This is a genomic window from Martinezella paranaensis, from assembly GCF_014200235.1.
Lineage (GTDB): Bacteria > Pseudomonadota > Alphaproteobacteria > Rhizobiales > Rhizobiaceae > Rhizobium > Rhizobium paranaense.
On record NZ_JACHBI010000001.1, the window covers coordinates 1,123,295 to 1,145,164 of the forward strand.

The window sequence follows — 21,870 nt, forward strand, 5'->3', positions numbered from 1 at the left end:
TCCTTCCGATCTATGGGGCTTTAAGGTGCCATCTAGGCCTTTAGGGCGGAGGCTTCAACCAGTTACCGAAAAGGAACCGGGTAACAATTGGCGGCGGAAGCCTTTATTGCACCGATGCATCCCACCAAACGGGCAACTGATAGCCATAGAGCGGCAGGACATCGGGATGGGCGATACGGCTGCGCCGCGCCACCCATTGCTGACCAATATGGTAGAGCGGCACGACATAGTAGCCGGAAATCAAGATACGATCGAAGGAGCGCACCGCATCCCGGAAATCTTCGGCGGAGCGGGCGGCAAGGAAATGATCCATCAACATGTCGACGTCAGGATCGGCGACACCCGCAAAATTGAGGCTGCCCTCGGTTTTGGCGGCAACAGACCCCCAACGCCCTACCTGCTCGATGCCAGGCGACAGCGATGACGGGTAGGCTTTCAAGATCATATCGTAATCGTAGCTTATCGTCCGGCGCTGATATTGCGAATCATCGACGGTGCGGATGGTCACCGCGATGCCGAGCAGCGCTAAAGATCGGCGATAGGCGATTGCGATACGTTCCTGGTCGGGATTCTGCGTCATGATCTCGAAGCTGAGTTGACGCCCGGTGCTATCGACCATCTTTTCGCCTTTGATCGTGTAGCCGCCCTGCTTGAGCAGATCGACGGCCTTGCGCAAAATGGCGCGGTCGCGACCAGAACCGTCGCTGACGGGCAGCCTGTAGGTGCCATCAAGTACATCTGGATCGATGCGATCCTTGATCGGGCCTAGCATGGCAAGCTCGCGTGCATCCGCGGGCACGCCGAGCGAGGAGAGGTCGGAGTTCTGCCAATAGCTCTGCGTGCGCGTATAGGCGTTCGAAGAGAGGCTCCGGTTCACCCATTCGAAATCAAAGGCAAGTGCTAGGCCCTGGCGAACCTTCTTGTTGGCAAAGATCGGCCGGCGCGTATTGAAGACGAAACCGAACATGCCACTCGGCAATTCCGGCTTAAAAACGTCTTTGACGACAGCGCCGGAGGTCACTGCCGGGAAATCATAGGCCACCTGCCAATGGCCGGGGCTGCCGTCGGGATAAATGTCGATGTCGCCTTTCTTGAAGGCTTCAAACAGCGTGGTTTCCTGCAGGAAATAATTGACTGAAATCTCGTCGTAATTGTCGACGCCGACTTTCACGGGAATGTCCTTGCCCCAATAATCGGGATTGCGCTCAAACACGATGCGCTGGCCGGGATCGATGCTCTTGACCCTATAGGGGCCAGAGCCGATCGGAATGCTGAGCGTCGTCCGGTCGAAATTATCGGGGTCGATCGCATGTTTCGGCAGGATCGGCAGCGACGAGGCGATGATCAGTGGCGTTTCGCGATTGGCCTTTTCGTTGAAATGGATCAGGACGCTATGCTCGCCGACCTTCTCCATCTTGCCGATCGTTTCCAGCCAGGACGAAAGCGGCACGCGACCCTTATCGTGCAGCAGTTGGAGGGTGAAGATCACATCCTCGGGCGTTACCGGCTGCCCATCCGACCACTTGGCATTCGGATTGAGGTTGAACTGAATATAGCTGCGGCTGTCGTCCCATTCGACCGTCTTCGCCAGCAATCCGTAAAGCGTGAAGGGCTCGTCACGCGAGCGCTGCATCAGCGATTCGTAGATGAGATTGCCGTAATCCGGATCCCACATGCCGCGCGCCGTCGTGCGCATGCTTTTCAGGATGAAGGGATTGAGATTGTCGAATGTGCCGACGACACCATAGTTGATATGGCCGCCCTTTTTTACGTTCGGATTGACGTAGGGAAAATGCGTATAATCCGCCGGTAGGGCGGGATCTCCATGCATAGCGATACCATAGAGCGGCTGAGCGAGCGCGGCACCGCAGAATGCTGAGAAGAACAGGAAAATAGCGATCCGGAGCGCTTGCATGGCATCCTTTCCGGTAAGGGGCATGATTCTGCGGAACCTTATCATGAGAGTGCCGAATCCAACACGCGCCTACGGGAATTCTTAGGTCTCGACAGAAAAGACCAAAGAAAAGCTGGATATCCGCGCCGGTGCGATGTAACAGGGGTGCCGGGTTTCTCGGGTCATGCATTTGCCTTAATCTTTCGACAGGTGGACGGCGGTTTGACCCGATTGGCATGGGGCGGCAGGCTGTCGTCCCGCATCGGATTTCAGGAGGCGGTTTCGCTATGACGTTCAAGACTGACAACAAAATGCGGGCAGGACTTTCTGCTCTGGCTCTCATGATCGGTGCAGCGCTTCCGGCTGCTGCTTTCGCTCAAGATGCCTCGGATGCAGCTCCTGCTGATGGTGGCGGTAACGCCGCTCAGCCGCGCCTCGGCTGGTACAAGACCTGCACCAAGCAGGACGACGCCGACATCTGCATCGTTCAGAACCTGATCATGGCCAACAACGGCCAGTTGGTGACTGCAGTCGGCCTCATCTCGGTCGACGGCAAGGTCAACCGCAAGATCCTTCAGATTTCCGTTCCGACCGCACGTCTGATCGCTCCCGGCATCACCATGCAGGTCGACGGTGGCAAGGGCCAGAAGATCGATTACGCCGTATGTCTGCCGGACAAGTGCACGGCCGAAGTGCCGCTGACCGACGCCATGATCGCAGCCTTGAAGAAGGGCACCGACGTGACCTTCACCTCGATCAACTTCCGTCGCGCTCCGAACCCGATCAAGATCTCGCTCGAAGGCTTCGGCGCTGCCTATGACGGCGCGGCAATCTCCGACTCGAAGCTGGCCGAAAGCCAGAAGAGCCTGCAGGACAGCATGCAGAAGAAGGCCGAAGAAGCTCGCAAGAAGCTGGAAGACGCCCAGAAGGCTGCAAAGCAGCAGTAAGCCGCAGGGCTTGCAGGGGTTGGCGATTGGCTGATCCCGCCTGGCCAGATCCGGGAAGTGATTCCCGACTAAAATCAAAAACCGCTTGCAACCGATTGTTGCGAGCGGTTTTTTCATTTGCCGGATGAAGGTATTCAAGCTTGACGCATCATACTGCCGCTTGCGGAGCTACAGGTGAGTCGAATGCAAGCCCCTGAGGAATTTCTGACGTCGATCGTCATCGCCGCGAACTGTTACTGGATGCCGGCAATTGGCCGGTGTCCGCTCAAAACGAAAGGGAAGACGTTGGGAGCGTCTTCCCTTCGAAAACTTGCATGAAATTGACGCTTAGTGGGCGAAGCTCATCTTGGGCTTGAACTCGCCTGTGGGCGCTTTATCGAAGATCTGAGCAATCTGCGGGTTACGGAGCGGGACACCGCTTTCGTCGCTGATCAGGTTCTGCTCGGACACGTATGCGACATATTCCGTCTCGTCGTTTTCGGCGAGAAGGTGGTAGAAGGGCTGGTCCTTGCTGGGCCGCACTTCTGCCGGGATGGAATTCCACCACTCTTCAGTGTTGGAGAATTCCGGATCGACGTCGAAGATGACACCGCGGAAGGGAAACATCCGGTGCCGAACCACGTCGCCTATGTTGAATTTTGCGTAGCGTTCTTTCATGGCGCGACTTCCTTTCAAGCAATCATGTGGTGAATTCCACCGCCGATATCAAGGATTTTGCCCCGTTTCCTTCATGCAATCGTCACATTCGATCAACGCTGTTCGCCCTACATTGTTCGATTGCGCGATACACGAATTGTAATGTCCAGTAAGGCAGCCGCGACCGAAAATACGTCTGCCTTACGCTTGCCAGCAAGCAAAAGCCCCGGCTGACCGGGGCTTTCACCTCGGTTCTTATGCCGAGTAGTACATATCGTATTCAACCGGATGCGGGGTCATTTCAAAGCGCATGACTTCCTGCATCTTTAGCTCGATGAAGGCATCGATCTGATCGTCGTCGAAGACGCCGCCGGCGGTCAGGAACTTGCGGTCCTTGTCCAGGCTTTCGAGCGCTTCGCGCAACGAGCCGCAGACCGTCGGGATCTTCTTCAGCTCCTTCGGCGGCAGATCGTACAGGTCCTTGTCCATGGCCTTGCCCGGATGGATCTTGTTCTTGATGCCGTCGAGGCCGGCCATCAGCATGGCGGCAAAGGCGAGATAAGGGTTGGCGGTCGGGTCGGGGAAGCGAACTTCGACGCGCTTTGCCTTCGGGTTGGAGCCGAACGGGATACGGCAGGAAGCCGAGCGGTTGCGAGCCGAGTAGGCGAGCAGAACCGGAGCCTCATAGCCCGGGACGAGACGCTTGTAGGAGTTCGTCGACGGGTTGGTGAAGGCGTTGATCGCCTTGGCATGCTTGATGATGCCGCCGATGTAGAAGAGGCAGCTCTCGGAGAGACCAGCATATTCGTCGCCGGCGAAAGTCGGCTTGCCGCTCTTCCAGATCGACTGGTGAACGTGCATGCCCGAGCCGTTGTCGCCGAAGATCGGCTTCGGCATGAAGGTTGCCGTCTTGCCATAGGCGTTGGCGACCTGATGAACGACGTACTTGTAGATCTGCATCTTGTCGGCGTTGCGCACGAGCGTGTCGAACTTGATGCCGAGCTCATGCTGGGCAGCCGCGACCTCGTGGTGATGCTTTTCGACGACGACGCCCATCTCGGCGAGAACCGTCAGCATCTCCGAACGCATGTCCTGGGCGCTGTCGACCGGCGGAACCGGGAAGTAGCCGCCCTTGACGCGCGGACGGTGGCCGAGGTTGCCGGTTTCATAGTCGGTATCGTCGTTGGACGGCAATTCGCTGGAGTCGAGCTTGAAGCCGGTGTTGTACGGATCGGCCTTGTACTTGACGTCGTCGAAGACGAAGAATTCGGCTTCCGGGCCGAAGAAAGCGGTGTCGCCGATGCCGGATGCCTTGAGGTAGGCTTCGGCCTTCTTGGCGGTGCCGCGCGGATCGCGGTTGTAGGCTTCGCCCGAGACCGGATCGAGAATGTCGCAGAGGATGACCATGGTGGACTGCGCGAAGAACGGATCCATGTGAACCGTGTCGGTATCGGGCATCAGCACCATGTCGGACTCGTTGATGGCCTTCCAACCCCCAATCGAGGAGCCGTCGAACATGACGCCATCGGCGAACATGTCTTCGTCGACGCAGACGACGTCCATCGTGACGTGCTGCAGCTTGCCCTTGGGATCCGTGAACCGCAGGTCAACGAACTTGACGTCGTTATCCTTGATTTGTTTGAGAATTTCGCTTGCGGTCGTCATTAAAACTACTTCCCTTGACTTAGATGACGATTACGAGCCTCGGCGTTGACGGCCGGGCCGGTTAGATGGCGTCTATACCTGTTTCTCCGGTGCGGATTCGAATGACCTCTTCCACATTGGAGACGAAAATCTTTCCGTCGCCGATCCGGCCGGTTTGCGCAGCCTTGCGGATGGCGTCGATCACCGCTTCCGCATTTTCGTCCGCCAATACGACTTCGACCTTCACCTTAGGCAGGAAGTCGACGACGTATTCGGCGCCACGGTAAAGCTCCGTGTGGCCTTTCTGACGACCGAAGCCCTTCGCTTCCGTGACAGTGATGCCCTGCAGACCGACTTCCTGAAGGGCTTCCTTCACTTCGTCCAGCTTGAAAGGCTTAATGATCGCTTCGATCTTTTTCATGAGAAAATGTCTCTCCGCTTCTCCCGTTACAGCAGGACCATTCCCCGCTTGGCCAACCTGATGCATGTATCATGCCAGTTTACGGAGGCCTGCCGTAAAAAATCCCGGCGAATTGATGCCGAGACCCCGGATTGATGAGGATTTTTCGGAAAAATGGAAGCGATTTCGCACCGAAATGCACGAGATAAGCAAAATTTTGCAAAAAAGTGCTGTATTTCTCACAATTGTACTTCGGGAGGATTTTGGATGTGTTTGCGTAATTATTATGCAAATGCGCGATATGTGGGCAAATGATGCCTCGGAATGGCGATTGTTTTTCAGGCAGGTTTCGCATTCAATGGCGTCCATCATGATGTCACCGCTCGCCGATCTGCTTCTTTCGCCCGAGGATATGGCCGCTGTCGATCAGGCGGCTGCCGCCTCTGGCATCGACTCCTACGGACTTATGGAAAGGGCAGGCCAGGCGGTGGCTGCGAGCGCCCTTCGGCATTTCCCGGAGGCCCTGCGATTTATCGTGCTCTGCGGCCCCGGCAATAATGGCGGCGACGGCTATGTCGCGGCGCGCGCCCTACGGCAAACCGGTGCGGAGGTTCGGGTCTTTCACCTTGGCGATCCCAAAATATTGAAAGGAGATGCCGCCCGCGCCTTTAAGGATTGTCCTGATGATGGAGAGGCGCTCGGGCGGTATGCGCCGCGCCCGGGAGACATCGTCATCGACGCCATTTTCGGCGCTGGCCTGTCCCGTCCCGTCTCCGATGAGGTGGCGGCGATCATCGCAGAAATTGCCGAGGCCCGCATTCCCGTCATCGCCGTCGACTTGCCCTCGGGTCTCGACGGCCGCAGTGGGCAGGTGCTGGGTGCTGCCTTTCGCGCCGTTCGCACGGTCACCTTCATGACCCGCAAACCCGGTCACCTGCTGATGCCAGGTCGCGACCTTTGTGGCGCGCTGGAAGTTTTCGACATCGGCATTCCCGCGCGCATTGTCCGCGCCCATGCGAACGGCCTGATCGCAGAAAACATGCCGGTGCAATGGCAGGCGGACCTGCCCCCGGCTGACACGGACACCCATAAATACAAGCGCGGTCATCTGGTGGTCTTTTCCGGCGGTGCGACCGCCACGGGTGCTGCCCGCATGTCGGCCATGGCGGGGCTGAGGGCGGGGGCAGGGCTCGTCACCATCGCCTCGCCGGAACAGGCGCTGTCCGTCAATGCCGGGCTGCTGACGGCGATCATGCTGCGCGCAGTCGACGACGAGGCCGCCTTGCGCGCCTGGCTCACCGACCAGCGCCTCTCGACTTTCGTCCTCGGTCCCGGTTTCGGCGCCGGCGAGAAGGCCCGGCAATTCGCGCTGGCTGTGAGTGACCGCCATCTGGTCCTCGACGCCGATGGCATCACTTCGTTTCGCGATGAACCGCAGCACTTGTTCGATGCTTTCTCGGAGGGCCCGACACGCCTGGTCTTGACGCCGCATGAGGGCGAATTCGCCCGCTTATTTCCCGATCTTGCTGCCGATGACGCATTAAGCAAGGTCGAGAAGGCGAGGGCGGCAGCAGCGCGCGCCCATGCCGCCATCATCTATAAAGGTGCCGACAGCGTTATCGCCGCACCCGACGGCCGGGCTTTGATCAATGCCAACGCGCCGCCATGGCTTGCCACCGCCGGCTCCGGCGACGTGCTCGCCGGCATCATCGGCGGGCTCCTGGCGCAGGGCACATCTGCGTTTGAAGCGGCGGCGGCCGGTGTCTGGCTGCATGGCCTTGCCGGGCAGCGCGCAGGCAAAGGGCTGACGGCCGAAGATCTCGTCGCCCATGTTGCTCCCTTCTAAGAGCAATTCCAGGAAAAGTGCGAAGCGGTTTTCCGTCCGGAATGCGTAAAAGCAAAGGGATAGAGCGATTACTTAGCCACTTCCTCCTGCAGCGCGATCGCGCCATGCGGAGCATTGACCTTGCCTTCATGGATCATGAAGGCAAAGACGTCGCGCGGCTCAGCCTTGACCTTGCGATCCCCATCGATCAGCGCCAGGTCATCGGGTATCTTGCCCTCCGCCCAGGTTTCCAACCGCTTCGCCCAGGCCTTCAATTCTTTCGGCGGATAACAGGTCTTGATGTCGTCGGATCCCTTCTGTAGGCGGGCATAGACGAAATCGGCGGTCACATCGGCGATCATCGGATATTCGAAATGCTCGGCGCAAACCGGCGCGACATTGTATTTGGCGAGCAAAGCGATGAATTCCGGCACTTTGAACGAGTCATGCCGGACCTCGACAACATGCTTCAGCGCCAAGCCGTCCTGCTTGTCCGGCAGCAATTTAAGGAACGCCTCGAAATCATCCGGATCGAACTTCTTGGTCGGCGCGAATTGCCAGAGAAGCGGCCCGAGATGATCGCCCAGTTCGCTGATGCCGGATTCAAGAAAGCGCTGCATCGATTCACCGGCCTCGGAAAGCACCCGCCGGTTGGTGACGAAACGTGTCGCCTTGAGTGAGAAGATGAAACCACCAGGAACATCGGCAGCCCATTTGGCAAAAACCTCCGGCTTCTGCGTGCTGTAATAGGTGCCGTTGACCTCGATCACCTTCAGCTTGCGGCTGGCAAAATTGAGTTCGTCCTTCTGCTTGAGCGTGTCGGGATAGAATGTCCCGCGCCAGGGCTCAAAGGTCCAGCCGCCGATACCGGTTCGGATCGTGCCTGCAGTGGTCATTCTCTCCTCCATTGATCGGCGAGGCTAACTTACTCCGCCGCCGCTACCTTCTTCATTGGCCGCCGCTCCAGCAGTTCCTTCAGAAACTGGCCGGTATAGGATCGCTTCTCCTTGACGATCGTCTCCGGCGTGCCCGCGGCGACGATTTCGCCGCCGCCGTCGCCGCCTTCGGGACCGAAGTCGAGGATCCAGTCGGCCGTCTTGATGACCTCGAGATTATGCTCGATGACAACAACCGAATTGCCCTGGTTGACCAGTTCGTGCAGCATTTCCAGCAGCTTGGCGACGTCGTGGAAGTGCAGGCCGGTGGTCGGTTCGTCGAGGATATAGAGCGTGCGCCCGGTCGATCGCTTCGACAGCTCCTTGGCCAGCTTGACGCGCTGTGCTTCGCCGCCCGAAAGCGTATTGGCCTGCTGACCGACCTTGATGTAGCCGAGACCGACATCCTTCAGAGATTGCAGTTTGTCGCGCACGGCAGGAACAGCCGCAAAGAAATCGACGCCTTCTTCGACCGTCATGTCGAGCACATCGGCGATCGACTTGGTCTTGAAGGTGACGTCCAGGGTCTCCCTGTTATAGCGCTTGCCGTGGCAGACGTCGCAGGTAACGTAGACGTCGGGCAGGAAGTGCATTTCGATCTTGATGACGCCATCGCCCTGGCAGGCTTCGCAACGGCCGCCCTTGACGTTGAAGGAGAAGCGGCCCGGCTGATAGCCGCGCGCTTTGGCCTCCGGCAGGCCGGCAAACCAATCGCGGATCGGCGTGAAGGCGCCGGTATAGGTCGCCGGGTTCGATCGCGGCGTGCGGCCGATCGGCGACTGGTCGATATCGATCACCTTGTCGATATGTTCGAAGCCATCGATGCGATCGTGGTCGGCCGGGATTTCGCGTGCGCCCATGACGCGGCGTGCGGCTGACTTATAGAGCGTCTCGACCAGGAAGGTGGACTTGCCGCCGCCTGAAACGCCGGTGACCGCGGTGAAGACGCCAAGCGGGATCGAGGCAGTGACGTTCTTGAGGTTGTTGCCTCTCGCGCCGATAACCTTGATCTCCTTGCCCTTCTTGGCCTTGCGGCGCTCGTCGGGAACGGGCACGCCGAGTTCGCCGGAGAGATATTTGCCGGTCAGCGATTTCGGATTGGCCATGATGTCCTGCGGCGTGCCATGCGCCACCACCTGGCCGCCATGTACGCCAGCGGCGGGACCGATATCGACGACATCATCCGCCGTCAGGATCGCATCCTCGTCGTGTTCGACGACGATCACCGTATTGCCGATGTCACGCAGATGTTTCAGCGTTTCCAGCAACCGGGCATTGTCGCGCTGATGCAGGCCGATCGACGGTTCGTCGAGGACATAGAGCACGCCCGTCAGGCCCGAGCCGATCTGCGAGGCCAGGCGAATACGCTGGCTTTCGCCGCCGGACAGCGTGCCGGAATTGCGCGATAGGCTCAGATATTCGAGACCGACATCGTTGAGGAAACGCAGTCGATCGCGGATCTCCTTGAGGATACGCACGGCGATCTCGTTCTGCTTGTCGGTGAACGTTTCCGGCAGCACATTGAACCAGTCGCGAGCGACCCGGATCGACATTTCCGCGACCTGGCTGATATGCAGCTTGTTGATCTTCACCGCCAGCGCTTCCGGCTTCAGGCGATAGCCGTTGCAAGCCGGGCAGGGCGCGGCCGACATGAAACGCTCGATCTCCTCGCGCGCCCAGGCGGAATCCGTTTCCTTCCAGCGCCGCTCGAGGTTCGGCACGATGCCTTCGAAATTCTTGTGCGTCGTATAGGAACGGGCACCGTCGGCGTAGTGGAACTCGATCTTATCCTCGGTGCCATTCAGAATAACGTCCTGCGCCGTGTCGGACAGGTCGCTCCAGCGGCTGCCGAGCTTGAAGCCGTAATGCTTGCCGAGCGCTTCCAGCGTCTGATTGTAATAGGGCGAGGTCGATTTGGCCCAGGGCGCGATCGCGCCGTCGCGCAGCGTGCGCTCCGGTTCCGGTACGATCAGGGCCGAGTCGATCTTTTGCAGTGAGCCAAGCCCGTCGCAGGAAGGGCAGGCGCCGAAGGGATTGTTGAACGAGAAGAGCCGCGGCTCGATTTCCGGAATGGTGAAGCCGGAAACCGGGCAGGCGAATTTTTCCGAAAACAGCACGCGTTCATGCGTCTCGTTCAGCGACTTGTTGGCGGAGCCGCCGGCCGCGGTTTCTTCCGGCGGCAACGGCTTATCAGCGAATTCTGCAACGGCAAGGCCGTCGGCGAGACGTAGCGAGGTTTCGAAGCTGTCCGCCAGGCGAGCCGAGACATCGGGTCTGACGACGATACGGTCGACCACAACGTCGATGTCGTGCTTGTATTTCTTGTCGAGCGCCGGGACATCGGCAATCTCGTAAAACTGCCCGTCGACCTTGACGCGCTGGAAGCCCTTTTTCATGAGCTCCGCCAGTTCCTTCTTGTATTCGCCCTTACGGCCGCGCACGAGCGGCGCCAGGATATAAAGCCTGGTACCTTCGCCGAAGGCGAGCACGCGGTCGACCATTTGGCTCACCGTCTGGCTCTCGATCGGCAGGCCGGTTGCCGGTGAATAGGGCACGCCGACGCGGGCAAACAGAAGACGCATATAGTCGTAGATTTCGGTAACGGTGCCGACCGTCGAGCGCGGGTTGCGCGACGTGGTCTTCTGCTCGATCGAAATCGCCGGCGACAGGCCGTCGATCTGGTCGACATCCGGCTTCTGCATCATCTCCAGGAACTGCCGCGCATAGGCCGACAGGCTCTCGACATAGCGGCGTTGTCCTTCGGCATAGATCGTGTCGAAGGCGAGCGAGGATTTGCCCGAGCCGGAAAGGCCGGTCATGACGATCAGCTTGTTGCGCGGAAGATCGAGATCGATCCCCTTGAGATTGTGCTCGCGTGCGCCACGTATGGAAATAGTCTTCAGTTCACTCATCGTCGTCTGCGGTCCCTTGGTGTCTGCCCTTATTTAGTGATGCTCGCCCGTGAGTCGAGGCTGAAATGAAGGACAGCGCCGGGTTTTCGATTCGGTTGACAGGATCATAGAGGTGAATTAGAACAAAGAAAGAACAAATTTGCCTTTGGGTCAAGGCCACATGTGATTTCGCATGTCATATAATGTCTGTGGATGAGCGCGGCAGATGGTGCCGCATAAATAGCGCCTGATGGCGGCAATGGTCTAAGGTGCTTGGATAGAATTTGGGAAGCCGTCGATGGGCGGCAAGCAGGGTAGGTAATCATGGCCGGTAGTGTGAACAAGGTAATTCTGGTTGGAAATCTCGGGGCGGACCCGGAAATCCGCCGTACGCAGGACGGCCGTCCGATCGCCAACCTCAATATCGCGACGTCGGAAACCTGGCGCGACCGCAATTCCGGCGAGCGCCGGGAAAAGACGGAATGGCACCGCGTCGTGATCTTCAATGAAGGTCTCTGCAAGGTTGCTGAGCAGTATCTGAAGAAGGGTGCCAAGGTCTATATCGAGGGCGCGCTTCAGACGCGTAAGTGGCAGGATCAGAACGGCCAGGATCGTTATTCGACCGAAATCGTGTTGCAGGGCTTCAATTCGACACTGACCATGCTGGATGGCCGTGGCGAAGGCGGCGGCGCTGTCGAAGGCGGTCGCGGTGGACGAGGCGGCGGTGACTTTGGCGCTGGTTACGGTGGCGACTATGGCGGTGACGACTATGGCCAGCCTTCGTCGCAGTCCTCCGGTCGTGGCGCTAGCGGTGGCCGTAGCGGCGCCGCAAGCAGCGGCGGCAGCAATTTCTCGCGCGATCTGGACGACGATATCCCGTTTTGATCGCCGCCTTGTTCGGTGGTCATGCCAATTGAGTTGAACAGGCCCGCTTTTCCGGCGGGTCTTTGCTTGTATGCTTCAGTCTATGTGAGCTTCAGTGCCGCTTTCGCGCCGTCCACCACGAATTGGGCGGCGAGCGCGGCGAGGATGACGCCGAGCAGGCGCGTCAGGATGGCGCGGCCGGTTGATCCCAGCATGCGGTCGAGCCGGTCCGAGATCGCCAAAGCCCCGTAGACCAGCCCGAGATTGACGGCGATAACGACGATCAACTGGGCTCGGTCGAACATTGTCTGAAGCGAACCGGCCAGCAGGATGGTTGCCGAAATGGCGCCGGGACCGGCGATCAGCGGCAGAGCCAGGGGAAATACCGCGATATTCTGGATATGATCCTTGGTGATTGCGACCTCCGTCGCTTTTTCCTTTCTGTCCTGCCGTCTCTCGAACACCATCTCGAAAGCGATCCAGAAGAGCAGCAGGCCGCCGGCAATGCGGAACGCGCCGATGGAAATGCCGAGAATGCCGAGCACGCTCGCGCCGAACAAGGCAAAGGCCGCCATGATGAAGAAAGCAATCAGCGAGCCGCGCAGCGCCACCTGATGGCGCTGGGCCCGGTTCATACCGGCTGTAAGGCCGATAAAGAGTGGAGCAAGACCTGGGGGGTCGACCGTGACGAGCAGCGTTGTGAAGGCATTGATCAGCGTATCCGCGCTCGCCATATAACCCCCGGGACATTTGTTTCTATTCGTTATTAGCCCATTGATATGCGAGGAATGACGTTTCGCAAAGCGCAATGCGGTGTAACCAAAACCTTCTGCCACGGAAATGTGCGATTTAGCGGGTTAAGAGGGCAAAAGCCTGTTTAAAAGCACCCGTCAAAATTGGCGCTTGCAGGGCCTTTCGGCTATAAATTTCGCAGTGATTCTAAAAGAGATCGTGATCTGTTTTGACTGAGCAAACACCACCCGGTGGCGGGAAGCTCCCGCCAGGCATCGAGCCAATTTCCATTATGGAGGAAATGCAGCGGTCGTATCTCGATTACGCGATGAGCGTGATCGTCAGCCGCGCGCTTCCCGATGTTCGCGATGGTCTCAAGCCCGTCCATCGGCGCATTCTGTACGGCATGTCGGAACTCGGGATCGACTGGAACAAGAAATATGTGAAATGCGCCCGCGTCACCGGTGACGTGATGGGTAAATACCATCCGCACGGCAACCTGGCGATTTACGACGCGCTTGCCCGCATGGCGCAGCCTTGGTCGCTTCGCCTGCCGCTGATCGATGGTCAGGGCAATTTCGGCTCCGTTGATGGCGACCCGCCGGCGGCTGAACGTTATACGGAATGCCGCCTGCAAAAGGTGGCTCATTCGCTGCTCGACGACCTCGATAAGGAAACCGTCGATTTCCGCGAGAACTATGACGGCACGTTGAGCGAGCCTGTCGTGGTGCCGGCAAAGTTCCCGAACTTGCTGGTCAACGGCTCCGGCGGCATCGCCGTCGGCATGGCGACCAATATCCCGCCGCATAACCTCTCCGAAGTGATCGACGGCTGCATTGCGCTGATCGACAATCCGGCGATCGAGCTGCCGGACATCATGCAGATCATCCCGGGTCCGGATTTTCCGACCGGTGCCAAGATTCTCGGCCGTGCCGGGATCCGTTCGGCCTACGAAACCGGACGCGGCTCCATCGTCATGCGCGGCGTCGCGACGATCGAGCCGATGCGCGGTGACCGCGAACAGATCATCATCACCGAAATTCCCTATCAGGTGAACAAGGCGACGATGATCGAGAAGATGGCCGAACTCGTGCGCGAAAAGCGCATTGAAGGCATCTCCGACCTGCGCGACGAATCCGACCGTCAGGGCTATCGCGTGGTGATCGAGCTGAAGCGCGATGCCAATGCCGACGTCATCCTCAATCAGCTTTATCGCTACACGCCGCTGCAGACCTCCTTCGGCGCCAACGTGGTCGCGTTGAACGGCGGCAAGCCGGAGCAGTTGACCCTGCTCGACATGCTGCGGGCTTTCGTCTCCTTCCGCGAGGACGTGGTCAGCCGCCGCACCAAGTATCTGCTGCGTAAGGCGCGCGAACGCGCGCACGTCTTGGTCGGTCTCGCCATCGCCGTCGCCAATATCGACGAAGTCATCCGCGTTATCCGCCACGCGCCCGATCCGCAATCGGCCCGCGAAGAACTGATGACGCGTCGCTGGCCGGCCGCAGACGTCGAATCCCTTATCCGGCTAATCGATGACCCACGTCACCGCATCAATGACGACGGCACCTACAATCTTTCCGAAGAGCAGGCGCGCGCAATTCTCGAACTGCGTCTTGCCCGCTTGACGGCACTCGGCCGCGACGAAATCGGCGATGAATTGAATAAGATCGGTGCCGAGATCAAGGACTATCTCGAGATACTGTCGTCGCGCGTCCGCATCCAAGCCATTGTAAAAGAAGAGCTTATTGCCGTTCGCGACGAATTCGGCACGCCGCGCCGCACCGAGATCGTCGACGGCGGCCTGGAGATGGACGATGAAGACCTGATTGCTCGCGAGGATATGGTCGTCACGGTTTCGCATCTCGGCTACATCAAGCGCGTGCCTCTGACCACCTATCGCGCCCAGCGCCGCGGCGGCAAAGGCCGCTCCGGAATGACCACGCGCGACGAGGATTTTGTTACCCGGCTATTTGTTTTGAATACGCATACGCCGGTTCTATTCTTCTCGTCGCACGGCATCGTCTACAAGGAGAAGGTCTGGCGTCTGCCGATCGGTACGCCGCAGTCGCGCGGCAAGGCGCTGATCAACATGCTGCCGCTGGAGCCCGGCGAGCGCATCACAACGATCATGCCGCTGCCGGAAGACGAGAGCACCTGGGACAATCTCGACGTCATGTTCTCGACGACGCGCGGCACAGTGCGCCGCAACAAGCTGTCGGATTTCGTTCAGGTCAACCGCAATGGCAAGATCGCCATGAAGCTGGAGGAGGAGGGCGACGAAATCCTCTCCGTCGAGACCTGCACCGAACATGATGACGTGCTTCTGACGACGGCGCTCGGCCAGTGTATCCGCTTCCCGGTTTCGGATGTTCGCGTCTTTGCTGGCCGCAATTCCATCGGCGTTCGCGGCATTACGCTGGCGTCGGGCGACAGCATCATCTCGATGACCATCGTCAATCACGTCGACGCCGAGCCGTGGGAGCGTGCCGCCTATCTCAAGCGCGCTGCCAGCGATCGCCGCTCGACCACGGGCGAGGATGAGGAAATCGCGCTGGTCGGTGAAGAAGTCACCGAAGAGGGACAGCTTAGCGATGAACGCTATGAAGAGCTGAAGGCGCTGGAACAATTCGTGCTGACGGTCTCGGAAAAAGGCTTCGGCAAGCGCTCGTCTTCGTACGATTTCCGCATTTCCGGCCGCGGCGGCAAGGGTATCCGCGCCACTGATACGTCGAAGACCGGCGAGATCGGCGAGCTTGTGGCCGCCTTCCCCGTTGCGGAAGGCGATCAGCTCATGCTCGTCTCGGATGGCGGCCAATTGATCCGTGTTCCTGTCAACGGCATCCGCATTGCCAGCCGTGCGACCAAGGGTGTCACCATCTTCTCGACCGCCAAGGATGAGAAGGTCGTTTCGGTCGAGCGCATCAGCGAGCCGGATGGCGAGGACGATACGGGTGACAATGGTGCCGAGGACGAGGTTCCGAACGGTGATGCGGAAGTCTCGAACGGTGATGCCGAGGGCGGCAGCGAGGAGTAAATCCTTCGCTGAGTTCCAACGAGGGAAGCTTGCAGCCTAACAGGCGCTCGTAAGTACCAATGGAATGTTTTCAATCGCATGAGCCTCACCACAGGCTCATGCGATTGTTTTTGGGGCATAGCCCAAGCAGAGCTTGCCGAATGATCGCGGTAGTTCCTATTCCGATTGCTTGTTGCTTTGGGAAAAGGGAGGAAGAACCTCCAGGCTTCCTCGCTCCAACTGTGCGAAAATCTCATCGTAGCCGAAGCGCGAGTGCCATCTGAGGGCGGTGCCTGCAGATTTCGATGCGTAAACACGATCGATGCTTTGCGGCAAAGGCCAGCTTCGTCGCGTGAATTCGGCGGCAAGCCTTGGCGCGCGCAATTTGATGATGGAGGCCGCATCGACGGCGAGCGCCTCGCAATCCTCTGGTATAAATGGCGTGCCGGCGGAGATGATATGCCGTTGAAAATGATCACCGTTGTTCGTCAGTGCCGCAGCATGAGCATCCGCGACATCTCGGATATCGACGCCGCGATGCAGCCGATAGGCAGCCATTACATTTGCCGGTTCTGGAAAGCTGCGAGACATGCGCAAAATCCGCACTTGCAGATCCGGGCCGGCCATATCCTCCAATATCCGCTCGGCTTCCAGCTTCGTGCGATGATAGATGCTTCTGGGTTGTGGCACGGTGTCTTCGTCGATCCACGTGCAGCGGCCCGGAAGAACCGTGTGGCCGTAAAGCGCCGTCGTGCTGGTAAAGACCAGTCGCTTCACGCCGGCTGCCAAGGATGCCTCAGCCAGCAGACGTGTTCCTTCGACATTGACGCGATGGAACTCGTCATCGGAGATCGTTCCGACATGAGGCGCGTGCAGGGCTGCGCAATGGACGATCGCATCCGCGCCCGTCAGCGCTTCGCGCAACAGCACCGCATCCGCAAAATCTCCGACGAGATGCGTTGTCGAAAACGGTGAGCGATCGACCGCTACAACCGCGTGATTTGGCGCCAAAGCGTTGAAGATCGCACGGCCGAGCCGCCCTGAGCTGCCGGTAAGAACAATGCGCACGTCGATCCCCTATGAAAACTGAATAGCCATAGCACGTTTGACGCGATTGCCGCGTGTCTTCGCGCAAACCAGCATCTTGCGGCAGCGGTAAGAGGCTCGCGGTGTAATGGGCACAAAAAACCGGACGCTGGGGGAGCGTCCGGTTCAAATTACCCCGAGCGATTGGAGGGCCGCACTCGGGATGGGGAGATATCGGAATACTTTGTCGTTCAAAGCGCCTTATGGTGCTTGTTCAGCTTCTTGCTCTCTTCGCTTTCGCGATGGAGCGCTGAGATTGTGGACGCGACGGACACAACGAACATGCTGCTGATGAAGAGCGTAAGCACCGTTAATATCGTGAACATGATCGCTCCCTTCCTCTCGTGGAACTAGCGTTCAGATCCCTTAATACTGGCTGGTGGTAACGAAGGGACGAGCCGAAGCAAAGGGACCGTAGATCTTCGACTGGTCAGGCTTTTGATCATAGAGAGCGATTGTCGCTGCAAGCATTCCCGAAATTACGGTCATCCAAACAACATTAATAAGGGTGATCTTATCGGGCATACTCTGTTTCCTTCTTACCGCAATGAGCAAATCTAAGGTTCGGGCTTTAACGCAGCGGCTGGTGATTGGTTCCGCCTGATGTTGAGCCTCTGTTTACCAACGTCCGTCTGAAGCGACCTTGAATGCCTTGTTCATCTGGCGTTCAGATTCGCGATTTCGCGATGCGTTTTACGCATGGCAATGACGATTTCTTGTGCAGAATTGGTGGTGTCGGCCTGGGGCGCCCATTCTATTTCGTAGTTGTCCGCGAAAAGATGAACGAGGTATTCGACGACGAAAGAGCCGATAATGGCAACTGCAACAATGAGGACCAACATGGCCTGATCTTCCCTAAGCCGGAGGCGGTGGGCCGATGAAAGCGGCCCGTTTCGATGTTGATGCGAATAAAGCATTGTTGATCTGAAACGGGCTTGAACGCCGCATTCATCTGCTGTTCAGAGGCAGCCAAGGGGTTGTAAATGACTTGCGATACCGGCCCATCCGTGACAAAAGGCGTCGAAACAATGGGCCGGTTTGGTATGACGACAGCCTTTTATCCTGGATCCTTCGATCCGATGACCAATGGACATCTGGATGTCCTCGTGCAGGCGCTGAACGTCGCCTCCAAGGTTATCGTCGCGATCGGCATTCATCCTGGCAAGAAACCGCTTTTTTCCTTCGAGGAGCGGGCGGAACTGATCACCCGATCGCTCGCCGAGGCGCTGCCGCAGAAGGTCGGCGATATTTCCGTCGTCGCCTTCGACAATCTGGTGGTCGATGCGGCTCGCAAGCATGGCGCGAGTCTCTTGGTGCGTGGCCTGCGCGACGGCACCGATCTCGACTATGAAATGCAGATGGCGGGCATGAACCGCCAGATGGCGCCCGATATTCAGACCCTGTTTCTGCCGGCCGGCACGGCATCGCGGCCTATAACCGCCACATTGGTGCGGCAGATCGCATCCATGGGCGGCGATGTCAGCGCTTTCGTGCCAGCAGCGGTTCTTGAAGCCCTGATGGGCAAGTTAAAAGATACGGTCCAATAAAAGACTGGCCGAAATTCATCTTCCGAACGGAGCACCCATGAAACTCTTTCATCTCGCATTGGCAGGTTTTCTCAGCCTCGCCGCCTTCGCAGGCAGCGCCTTCTCGGCAGCGGCCGACGATTTTCTGACGATCCAGCTCAAGGATGGTCCCGTCGTCATTCAGTTGATGCCGGATGTTGCTCCGAAGCATGTCGCGCAGATCGAAGCGCTGGCGAAGAAGGGTGCATACGACAACGTCGCCTTCCATCGTGTCATCGACGGCTTCATGGCCCAGACCGGCGACGTGCAGTACGGCAACATGTCGAAGGGCTACAATCCCCAGAAGGCCGGTACCGGCGGCTCCGATATGCCCAACCTTCCGGCTGAGTTCTCCAAGGTTCCGTTCAAGCGCGGCACGGTCGGCATGGCCCGCGCCCAGGATCCGAATTCCGCCAACTCGCAGTTCTTCATCATGTTCGGTGACGGCGACTTCCTGAATGGCCAGTACACGGTCGTCGGCAAGGTCGTTTCCGGCATGGAGCTGGTCGACAAGATCAAGCGCGGCGAAGGCCAGAACGGCGAAGTGAGCAACCCCGACCGCATGGTCAAGGTTACGGTCGGCAAGAAGTAAGATTCGAGAAGAGAAGAGGAAACGAAAATGGCTGAGATCAAGGATCCCGAAAACACCCTCATCCTGGAAACCACCAAGGGTCAGGTCGTCATTCAGTTGCTGCCGCAGGTAGCGCCCGAGCATGTCGCCCGCATCAAGGAACTTGCCCGCGAGAAGGCTTATGACGGCGTCGTTTTCCACCGCGTCATCGACGGCTTCATGGCCCAGACCGGCGACGTTCAGTATGGCAAGCAGGGCAGCGAAAGCTTCAATCCCGGTCGCGCCGGCATGGGCGGCTCCTCCAAGCCGGACCTGAAGGCTGAATTTTCCGCCACGTCGCACATTCGCGGCACCTGCTCGATGGCCCGTTCGCAGAACCCGAACTCGGCCAACTCGCAGTTCTTCATCTGCTTTGCCGATGCTCCGTGGCTGAACAAGCAGTACTCCGTTTGGGGTCAGGTTATCTCCGGCATGGAATTCGTCGACCAGATCAAGCGCGGCGAGCCGGTGCGTGATCCGGATTCGATCGTATCCGCACGGGTTGCCGCCGACGTCTGATCGTGATTATTCCTGAAGCCCGCCTCTCGCGCTTCGGCGTTGGGGGCGGGTTTCGCTTTGCTGAGATTGCCTGAATGCGCGTTGACCTTTTCGATTTCGACCTGCCGGATGAGCGCATTGCGCTGAGGCCCGCCGAGCCGCGCGACAGCGCGCGCCTGCTCGTCGTCGATCCGAATGGTGGTGAAGCGACTCTGCGCGACTATCAGATCCGCGATCTGCCGTCGTTCCTACGACCGGGCGACGCTGTCGTCTTCAATGACACAAAGGTCATCCCGGCTCAGTTGGAAGGCATTCGTCATCGCGATGGCGCGCCCGGCCAGCAGGTGTCGGCGACGCTGCATATGCGCGCGGCACCCGACCGTTGGAAAGCCTTTGCCAAGCCGGGCAAGCGTATCAAGATCGGCGATCGCATCCAGTTCGGCCATGGCGAAAATGTCTGCATCCTTGGTGCACTTGATGCTGTGGTGGAGGAGAAGGGCGAGGGTGGAGAGATCACGCTGCGCTTCGACCTTTCCGGTCCGGCGCTGGATGAGGCGATCGCCACTGTCGGCCATATTCCGCTGCCGCCCTATATCGCTGCCAAGCGCCCCGAGGATGAGCGCGACCGCGCCGACTACCAGACGATCTACGCTCGCGAGGAGGGCGCCGTCGCTGCCCCGACCGCGGGGCTGCATTTCACCCGGTCGCTGTTTGTCGCGCTGGATGCCATGGGCGTCGAGCGGCATTTCGTGACGCTGCATGTCGGCGCCGGCACCTTCCTGCCGGTCAAGGCCGACGACACCGAAGATCACAAGATGCATTTCGAGATCGGCTATGTCGACGCGACGACGGCGACGAAGCTGAATGCCGTGAAGGCGCGGGGAGGGCGCATCGTCTGCGTCGGCACGACCTCGCTCCGCTTGATCGAAAGTGCGGCTGGCGACGATGGAACGATCAAGCCCTGGCATGGCGCGACCGGGATCTTCATCACGCCCGGCTATCGATTCAAGGCGGTCGATCTTTTGATGACCAATTTCCATCTGCCGCGTTCGACGCTGTTCATGCTGGTATCGGCCTTTGCCGGCCTTGATACCATGCGCGCGGCCTACACCCATGCTATTGAGACAGGCTATCGCTTCTATTCCTATGGCGATGGCAGCCTGCTCTACCGGAAAGACTAAGACGAAATGAGCGAGAGCTTTCAGTTCCAGTTGAAGAAGACCGATGGCGGCGCCCGTCTCGGCGAAGTTTCCATGCCGCGCGGCGCGATCCGCACGCCGGCCTTCATGCCGGTCGGTACGGTCGGTACCGTCAAGGCCATGTATCTCGATCAGGTACGCGAGACCGGTGCCGACATCATCCTCGGCAATACCTATCACCTGATGCTCCGCCCGACCGCAGAGCGCGTCGCCCGTCTCGGCGGCCTCCACGAACTGATCCGCTGGCAGCACCCGATCCTAACCGACTCCGGCGGCTTCCAGGTGATGTCGCTCTCCGGCCTGCGCAAGCTTGATGAGAAGGGCGTTACCTTCAAATCGCATGTCGACGGCAGCACGCATCATATGTCGCCGGAGCGTTCGATCGAGATCCAGGGCCTGCTTGGCTCCGACATCCAGATGCAGCTCGACGAATGCGTGGCGCTGCCGGCGACGCCCAAGGAAATCGAGCGCGCGATGGAAATGTCGCTGCGCTGGGCGGAACGCTGCAAGGTGGCTTTCGGCAATCAGCCCGGCAAAGCCATGTTCGGTATCGTGCAGGGCGGTGACGTTCCGGAGCTTCGCGTCCGTTCCGCGCAGGCGCTGAGCGGCATGGACCTCAAGGGTTATGCGGTCGGCGGCCTTGCCGTCGGTGAGCCGCAGGAAGTCATGCTGCGCATGCTCGAGATCACCCTTCCCGAACTGCCGAAGGAGAAGCCGCGTTATCTCATGGGCGTCGGCACCCCGGACGATATTCTGAAATCCGTCGCACGCGGCATCGATATGTTCGATTGCGTGATGCCGACCCGCTCCGGTCGCCACGGCCTGGCCTTCACCCGTCGCGGCAAGGTGAATATCCGCAATGCCCGGCACGCCGAGGACATGCGCCCGCTCGATGATCAATCGAACTGCCCGGCCTCGCGCGACTATTCCCGCGCCTACCTGCACCATCTCGTCCGCGCCAATGAGGCGCTGGGCGGCATGTTGCTTTCCTGGCACAATCTCTCCTACTACCAGGAGCTGATGCAGGGCATCCGCCAGGCGATCGCCGAAGGCCGCTTTGCCGATTTCATGGCCGAGACCCAGGAGAATTGGGCGAGAGGCGATCTGGAGCCGGTGTAAAAATTTTTCGCC

The 21,870-nt window shown here is 59.1% G+C and carries 20 protein-coding genes; 9 read left to right on the forward strand and 11 right to left on the reverse strand.

Annotation, left to right across the window (positions count from 1 at the left end; translation table 11 throughout):
• Nucleotides 1-103: 103 nt before the first annotated feature.
• Complete coding sequence (locus GGD50_RS05485) at nucleotides 104-1,915, reverse strand: extracellular solute-binding protein (protein ID WP_107107998.1); 1,812 nt, start codon at nucleotides 1,913-1,915, stop codon at nucleotides 104-106.
• Between the two features lie 266 nt (nucleotides 1,916-2,181).
• Between GGD50_RS05485 and GGD50_RS05490 the strand changes: the two genes are divergently transcribed.
• Complete coding sequence (locus GGD50_RS05490; protein ID WP_107107999.1) at nucleotides 2,182-2,841, forward strand: invasion associated locus B family protein; 660 nt, start codon at nucleotides 2,182-2,184, stop codon at nucleotides 2,839-2,841.
• Between the two features lie 327 nt (nucleotides 2,842-3,168).
• On the opposite strand, the gene hspQ is transcribed toward GGD50_RS05490, so the two are convergent.
• The 3 genes from hspQ to GGD50_RS05505 all read right to left on the reverse strand — a co-directional run bounded on the left by hspQ (nucleotide 3,169) and on the right by GGD50_RS05505 (nucleotide 5,542).
• Nucleotides 3,169-3,498, reverse strand: a complete 330-nt coding sequence (gene hspQ / locus GGD50_RS05495; protein WP_107108000.1) for a heat shock protein HspQ — start codon at nucleotides 3,496-3,498, stop codon at nucleotides 3,169-3,171.
• Between the two features lie 234 nt (nucleotides 3,499-3,732).
• Complete coding sequence (gene glnA, locus GGD50_RS05500; protein ID WP_107108001.1) at nucleotides 3,733-5,142, reverse strand: type I glutamate--ammonia ligase; 1,410 nt, start codon at nucleotides 5,140-5,142, stop codon at nucleotides 3,733-3,735.
• A gap of 61 nt (nucleotides 5,143-5,203) precedes the next feature.
• A complete protein-coding gene (locus tag GGD50_RS05505) occupies nucleotides 5,204-5,542 on the reverse strand; it encodes a P-II family nitrogen regulator (protein ID WP_003539626.1) in 339 nt (112 codons plus the stop codon).
• A gap of 349 nt (nucleotides 5,543-5,891) precedes the next feature.
• Between GGD50_RS05505 and GGD50_RS05510 the strand changes: the two genes are divergently transcribed.
• Nucleotides 5,892-7,367, forward strand: a complete 1,476-nt coding sequence (locus tag GGD50_RS05510; protein WP_107108145.1) for an NAD(P)H-hydrate dehydratase — start codon at nucleotides 5,892-5,894, stop codon at nucleotides 7,365-7,367.
• A gap of 68 nt (nucleotides 7,368-7,435) precedes the next feature.
• Here GGD50_RS05510 and GGD50_RS05515 read toward each other — a convergent pair whose 3' ends face one another.
• Both GGD50_RS05515 and uvrA read right to left on the reverse strand, forming a co-directional pair.
• A complete protein-coding gene (locus GGD50_RS05515) occupies nucleotides 7,436-8,242 on the reverse strand; it encodes a DUF72 domain-containing protein (RefSeq protein ID WP_107108002.1) in 807 nt (268 codons plus the stop codon).
• A gap of 29 nt (nucleotides 8,243-8,271) precedes the next feature.
• On the reverse strand, nucleotides 8,272-11,193 hold the full coding sequence (gene uvrA / locus GGD50_RS05520; RefSeq protein WP_107108003.1) for an excinuclease ABC subunit UvrA: 2,922 nt from the start codon (nucleotides 11,191-11,193) through the stop codon (nucleotides 8,272-8,274).
• Between the two features lie 303 nt (nucleotides 11,194-11,496).
• Here uvrA and GGD50_RS05525 point away from each other — a divergent pair, with 303 nt between their 5' ends.
• Nucleotides 11,497-12,057 (forward strand): single-stranded DNA-binding protein, encoded by a 561-nt coding sequence (locus GGD50_RS05525; protein ID WP_107108004.1) that lies wholly within the window; start codon nucleotides 11,497-11,499, stop codon nucleotides 12,055-12,057.
• Nucleotides 12,058-12,137: 80 nt separating this feature from the next.
• Here the strand turns inward: GGD50_RS05525 and GGD50_RS05530 are convergent, their stop codons facing one another.
• Nucleotides 12,138-12,770 (reverse strand): MarC family protein, encoded by a 633-nt coding sequence (locus GGD50_RS05530; protein ID WP_107108005.1) that lies wholly within the window; start codon nucleotides 12,768-12,770, stop codon nucleotides 12,138-12,140.
• A 227-nt stretch (nucleotides 12,771-12,997) separates the two neighbouring features.
• On the opposite strand from GGD50_RS05530, the gene gyrA reads away from it, so the two are divergent.
• Nucleotides 12,998-15,802, forward strand: coding sequence for a DNA gyrase subunit A (gene gyrA, locus GGD50_RS05535; RefSeq protein ID WP_107108006.1), 2,805 nt, complete (start codon nucleotides 12,998-13,000; stop codon nucleotides 15,800-15,802).
• A 156-nt stretch (nucleotides 15,803-15,958) separates the two neighbouring features.
• On the opposite strand, the gene GGD50_RS05540 is transcribed toward gyrA, so the two are convergent.
• From GGD50_RS05540 to GGD50_RS05550, 4 genes are all read right to left on the reverse strand, one after another.
• Nucleotides 15,959-16,849 carry an NAD-dependent epimerase/dehydratase family protein gene (locus tag GGD50_RS05540; RefSeq protein ID WP_107108007.1) on the reverse strand — a complete coding sequence of 297 codons (891 nt, stop codon included), beginning with the start codon at nucleotides 16,847-16,849 and terminating at the stop codon, nucleotides 15,959-15,961.
• Nucleotides 16,850-17,058: 209 nt separating this feature from the next.
• Nucleotides 17,059-17,193: a hypothetical protein gene (locus GGD50_RS33220; RefSeq protein WP_280951160.1), complete on the reverse strand. Its 135-nt coding sequence runs from the start codon at nucleotides 17,191-17,193 to the stop codon at nucleotides 17,059-17,061.
• A gap of 40 nt (nucleotides 17,194-17,233) precedes the next feature.
• A complete protein-coding gene (locus GGD50_RS05545) occupies nucleotides 17,234-17,392 on the reverse strand; it encodes a hypothetical protein (RefSeq protein ID WP_181316044.1) in 159 nt (52 codons plus the stop codon).
• A 131-nt stretch (nucleotides 17,393-17,523) separates the two neighbouring features.
• Entirely contained in the window at nucleotides 17,524-17,784 is a 261-nt protein-coding gene (locus GGD50_RS05550) for a hypothetical protein (protein ID WP_246451047.1), read from the reverse strand.
• A gap of 126 nt (nucleotides 17,785-17,910) precedes the next feature.
• Between GGD50_RS05550 and coaD the strand changes: the two genes are divergently transcribed.
• The 5 genes from coaD to tgt all read left to right on the forward strand — a co-directional run bounded on the left by coaD (nucleotide 17,911) and on the right by tgt (nucleotide 21,858).
• The gene (gene coaD, locus GGD50_RS05555) at nucleotides 17,911-18,414 is read left to right on the forward strand and encodes a pantetheine-phosphate adenylyltransferase (RefSeq protein WP_107108146.1); all 504 of its coding nucleotides are present in this window, start codon (nucleotides 17,911-17,913) and stop codon (nucleotides 18,412-18,414) included.
• 37 nt (nucleotides 18,415-18,451) lie between these two features.
• On the forward strand, nucleotides 18,452-19,024 hold the full coding sequence (locus GGD50_RS05560) for a peptidylprolyl isomerase (RefSeq protein WP_107108008.1): 573 nt from the start codon (nucleotides 18,452-18,454) through the stop codon (nucleotides 19,022-19,024).
• Between the two features lie 27 nt (nucleotides 19,025-19,051).
• Nucleotides 19,052-19,561, forward strand: a complete 510-nt coding sequence (locus GGD50_RS05565) for a peptidylprolyl isomerase (protein WP_107108009.1) — start codon at nucleotides 19,052-19,054, stop codon at nucleotides 19,559-19,561.
• A gap of 74 nt (nucleotides 19,562-19,635) precedes the next feature.
• Entirely contained in the window at nucleotides 19,636-20,721 is a 1,086-nt protein-coding gene (gene queA / locus GGD50_RS05570; RefSeq protein ID WP_107108010.1) for a tRNA preQ1(34) S-adenosylmethionine ribosyltransferase-isomerase QueA, read from the forward strand.
• A 6-nt stretch (nucleotides 20,722-20,727) separates the two neighbouring features.
• The gene (gene tgt / locus GGD50_RS05575; protein ID WP_107108011.1) at nucleotides 20,728-21,858 is read left to right on the forward strand and encodes a tRNA guanosine(34) transglycosylase Tgt; all 1,131 of its coding nucleotides are present in this window, start codon (nucleotides 20,728-20,730) and stop codon (nucleotides 21,856-21,858) included.
• Nucleotides 21,859-21,870: the final 12 nt, after the last annotated feature.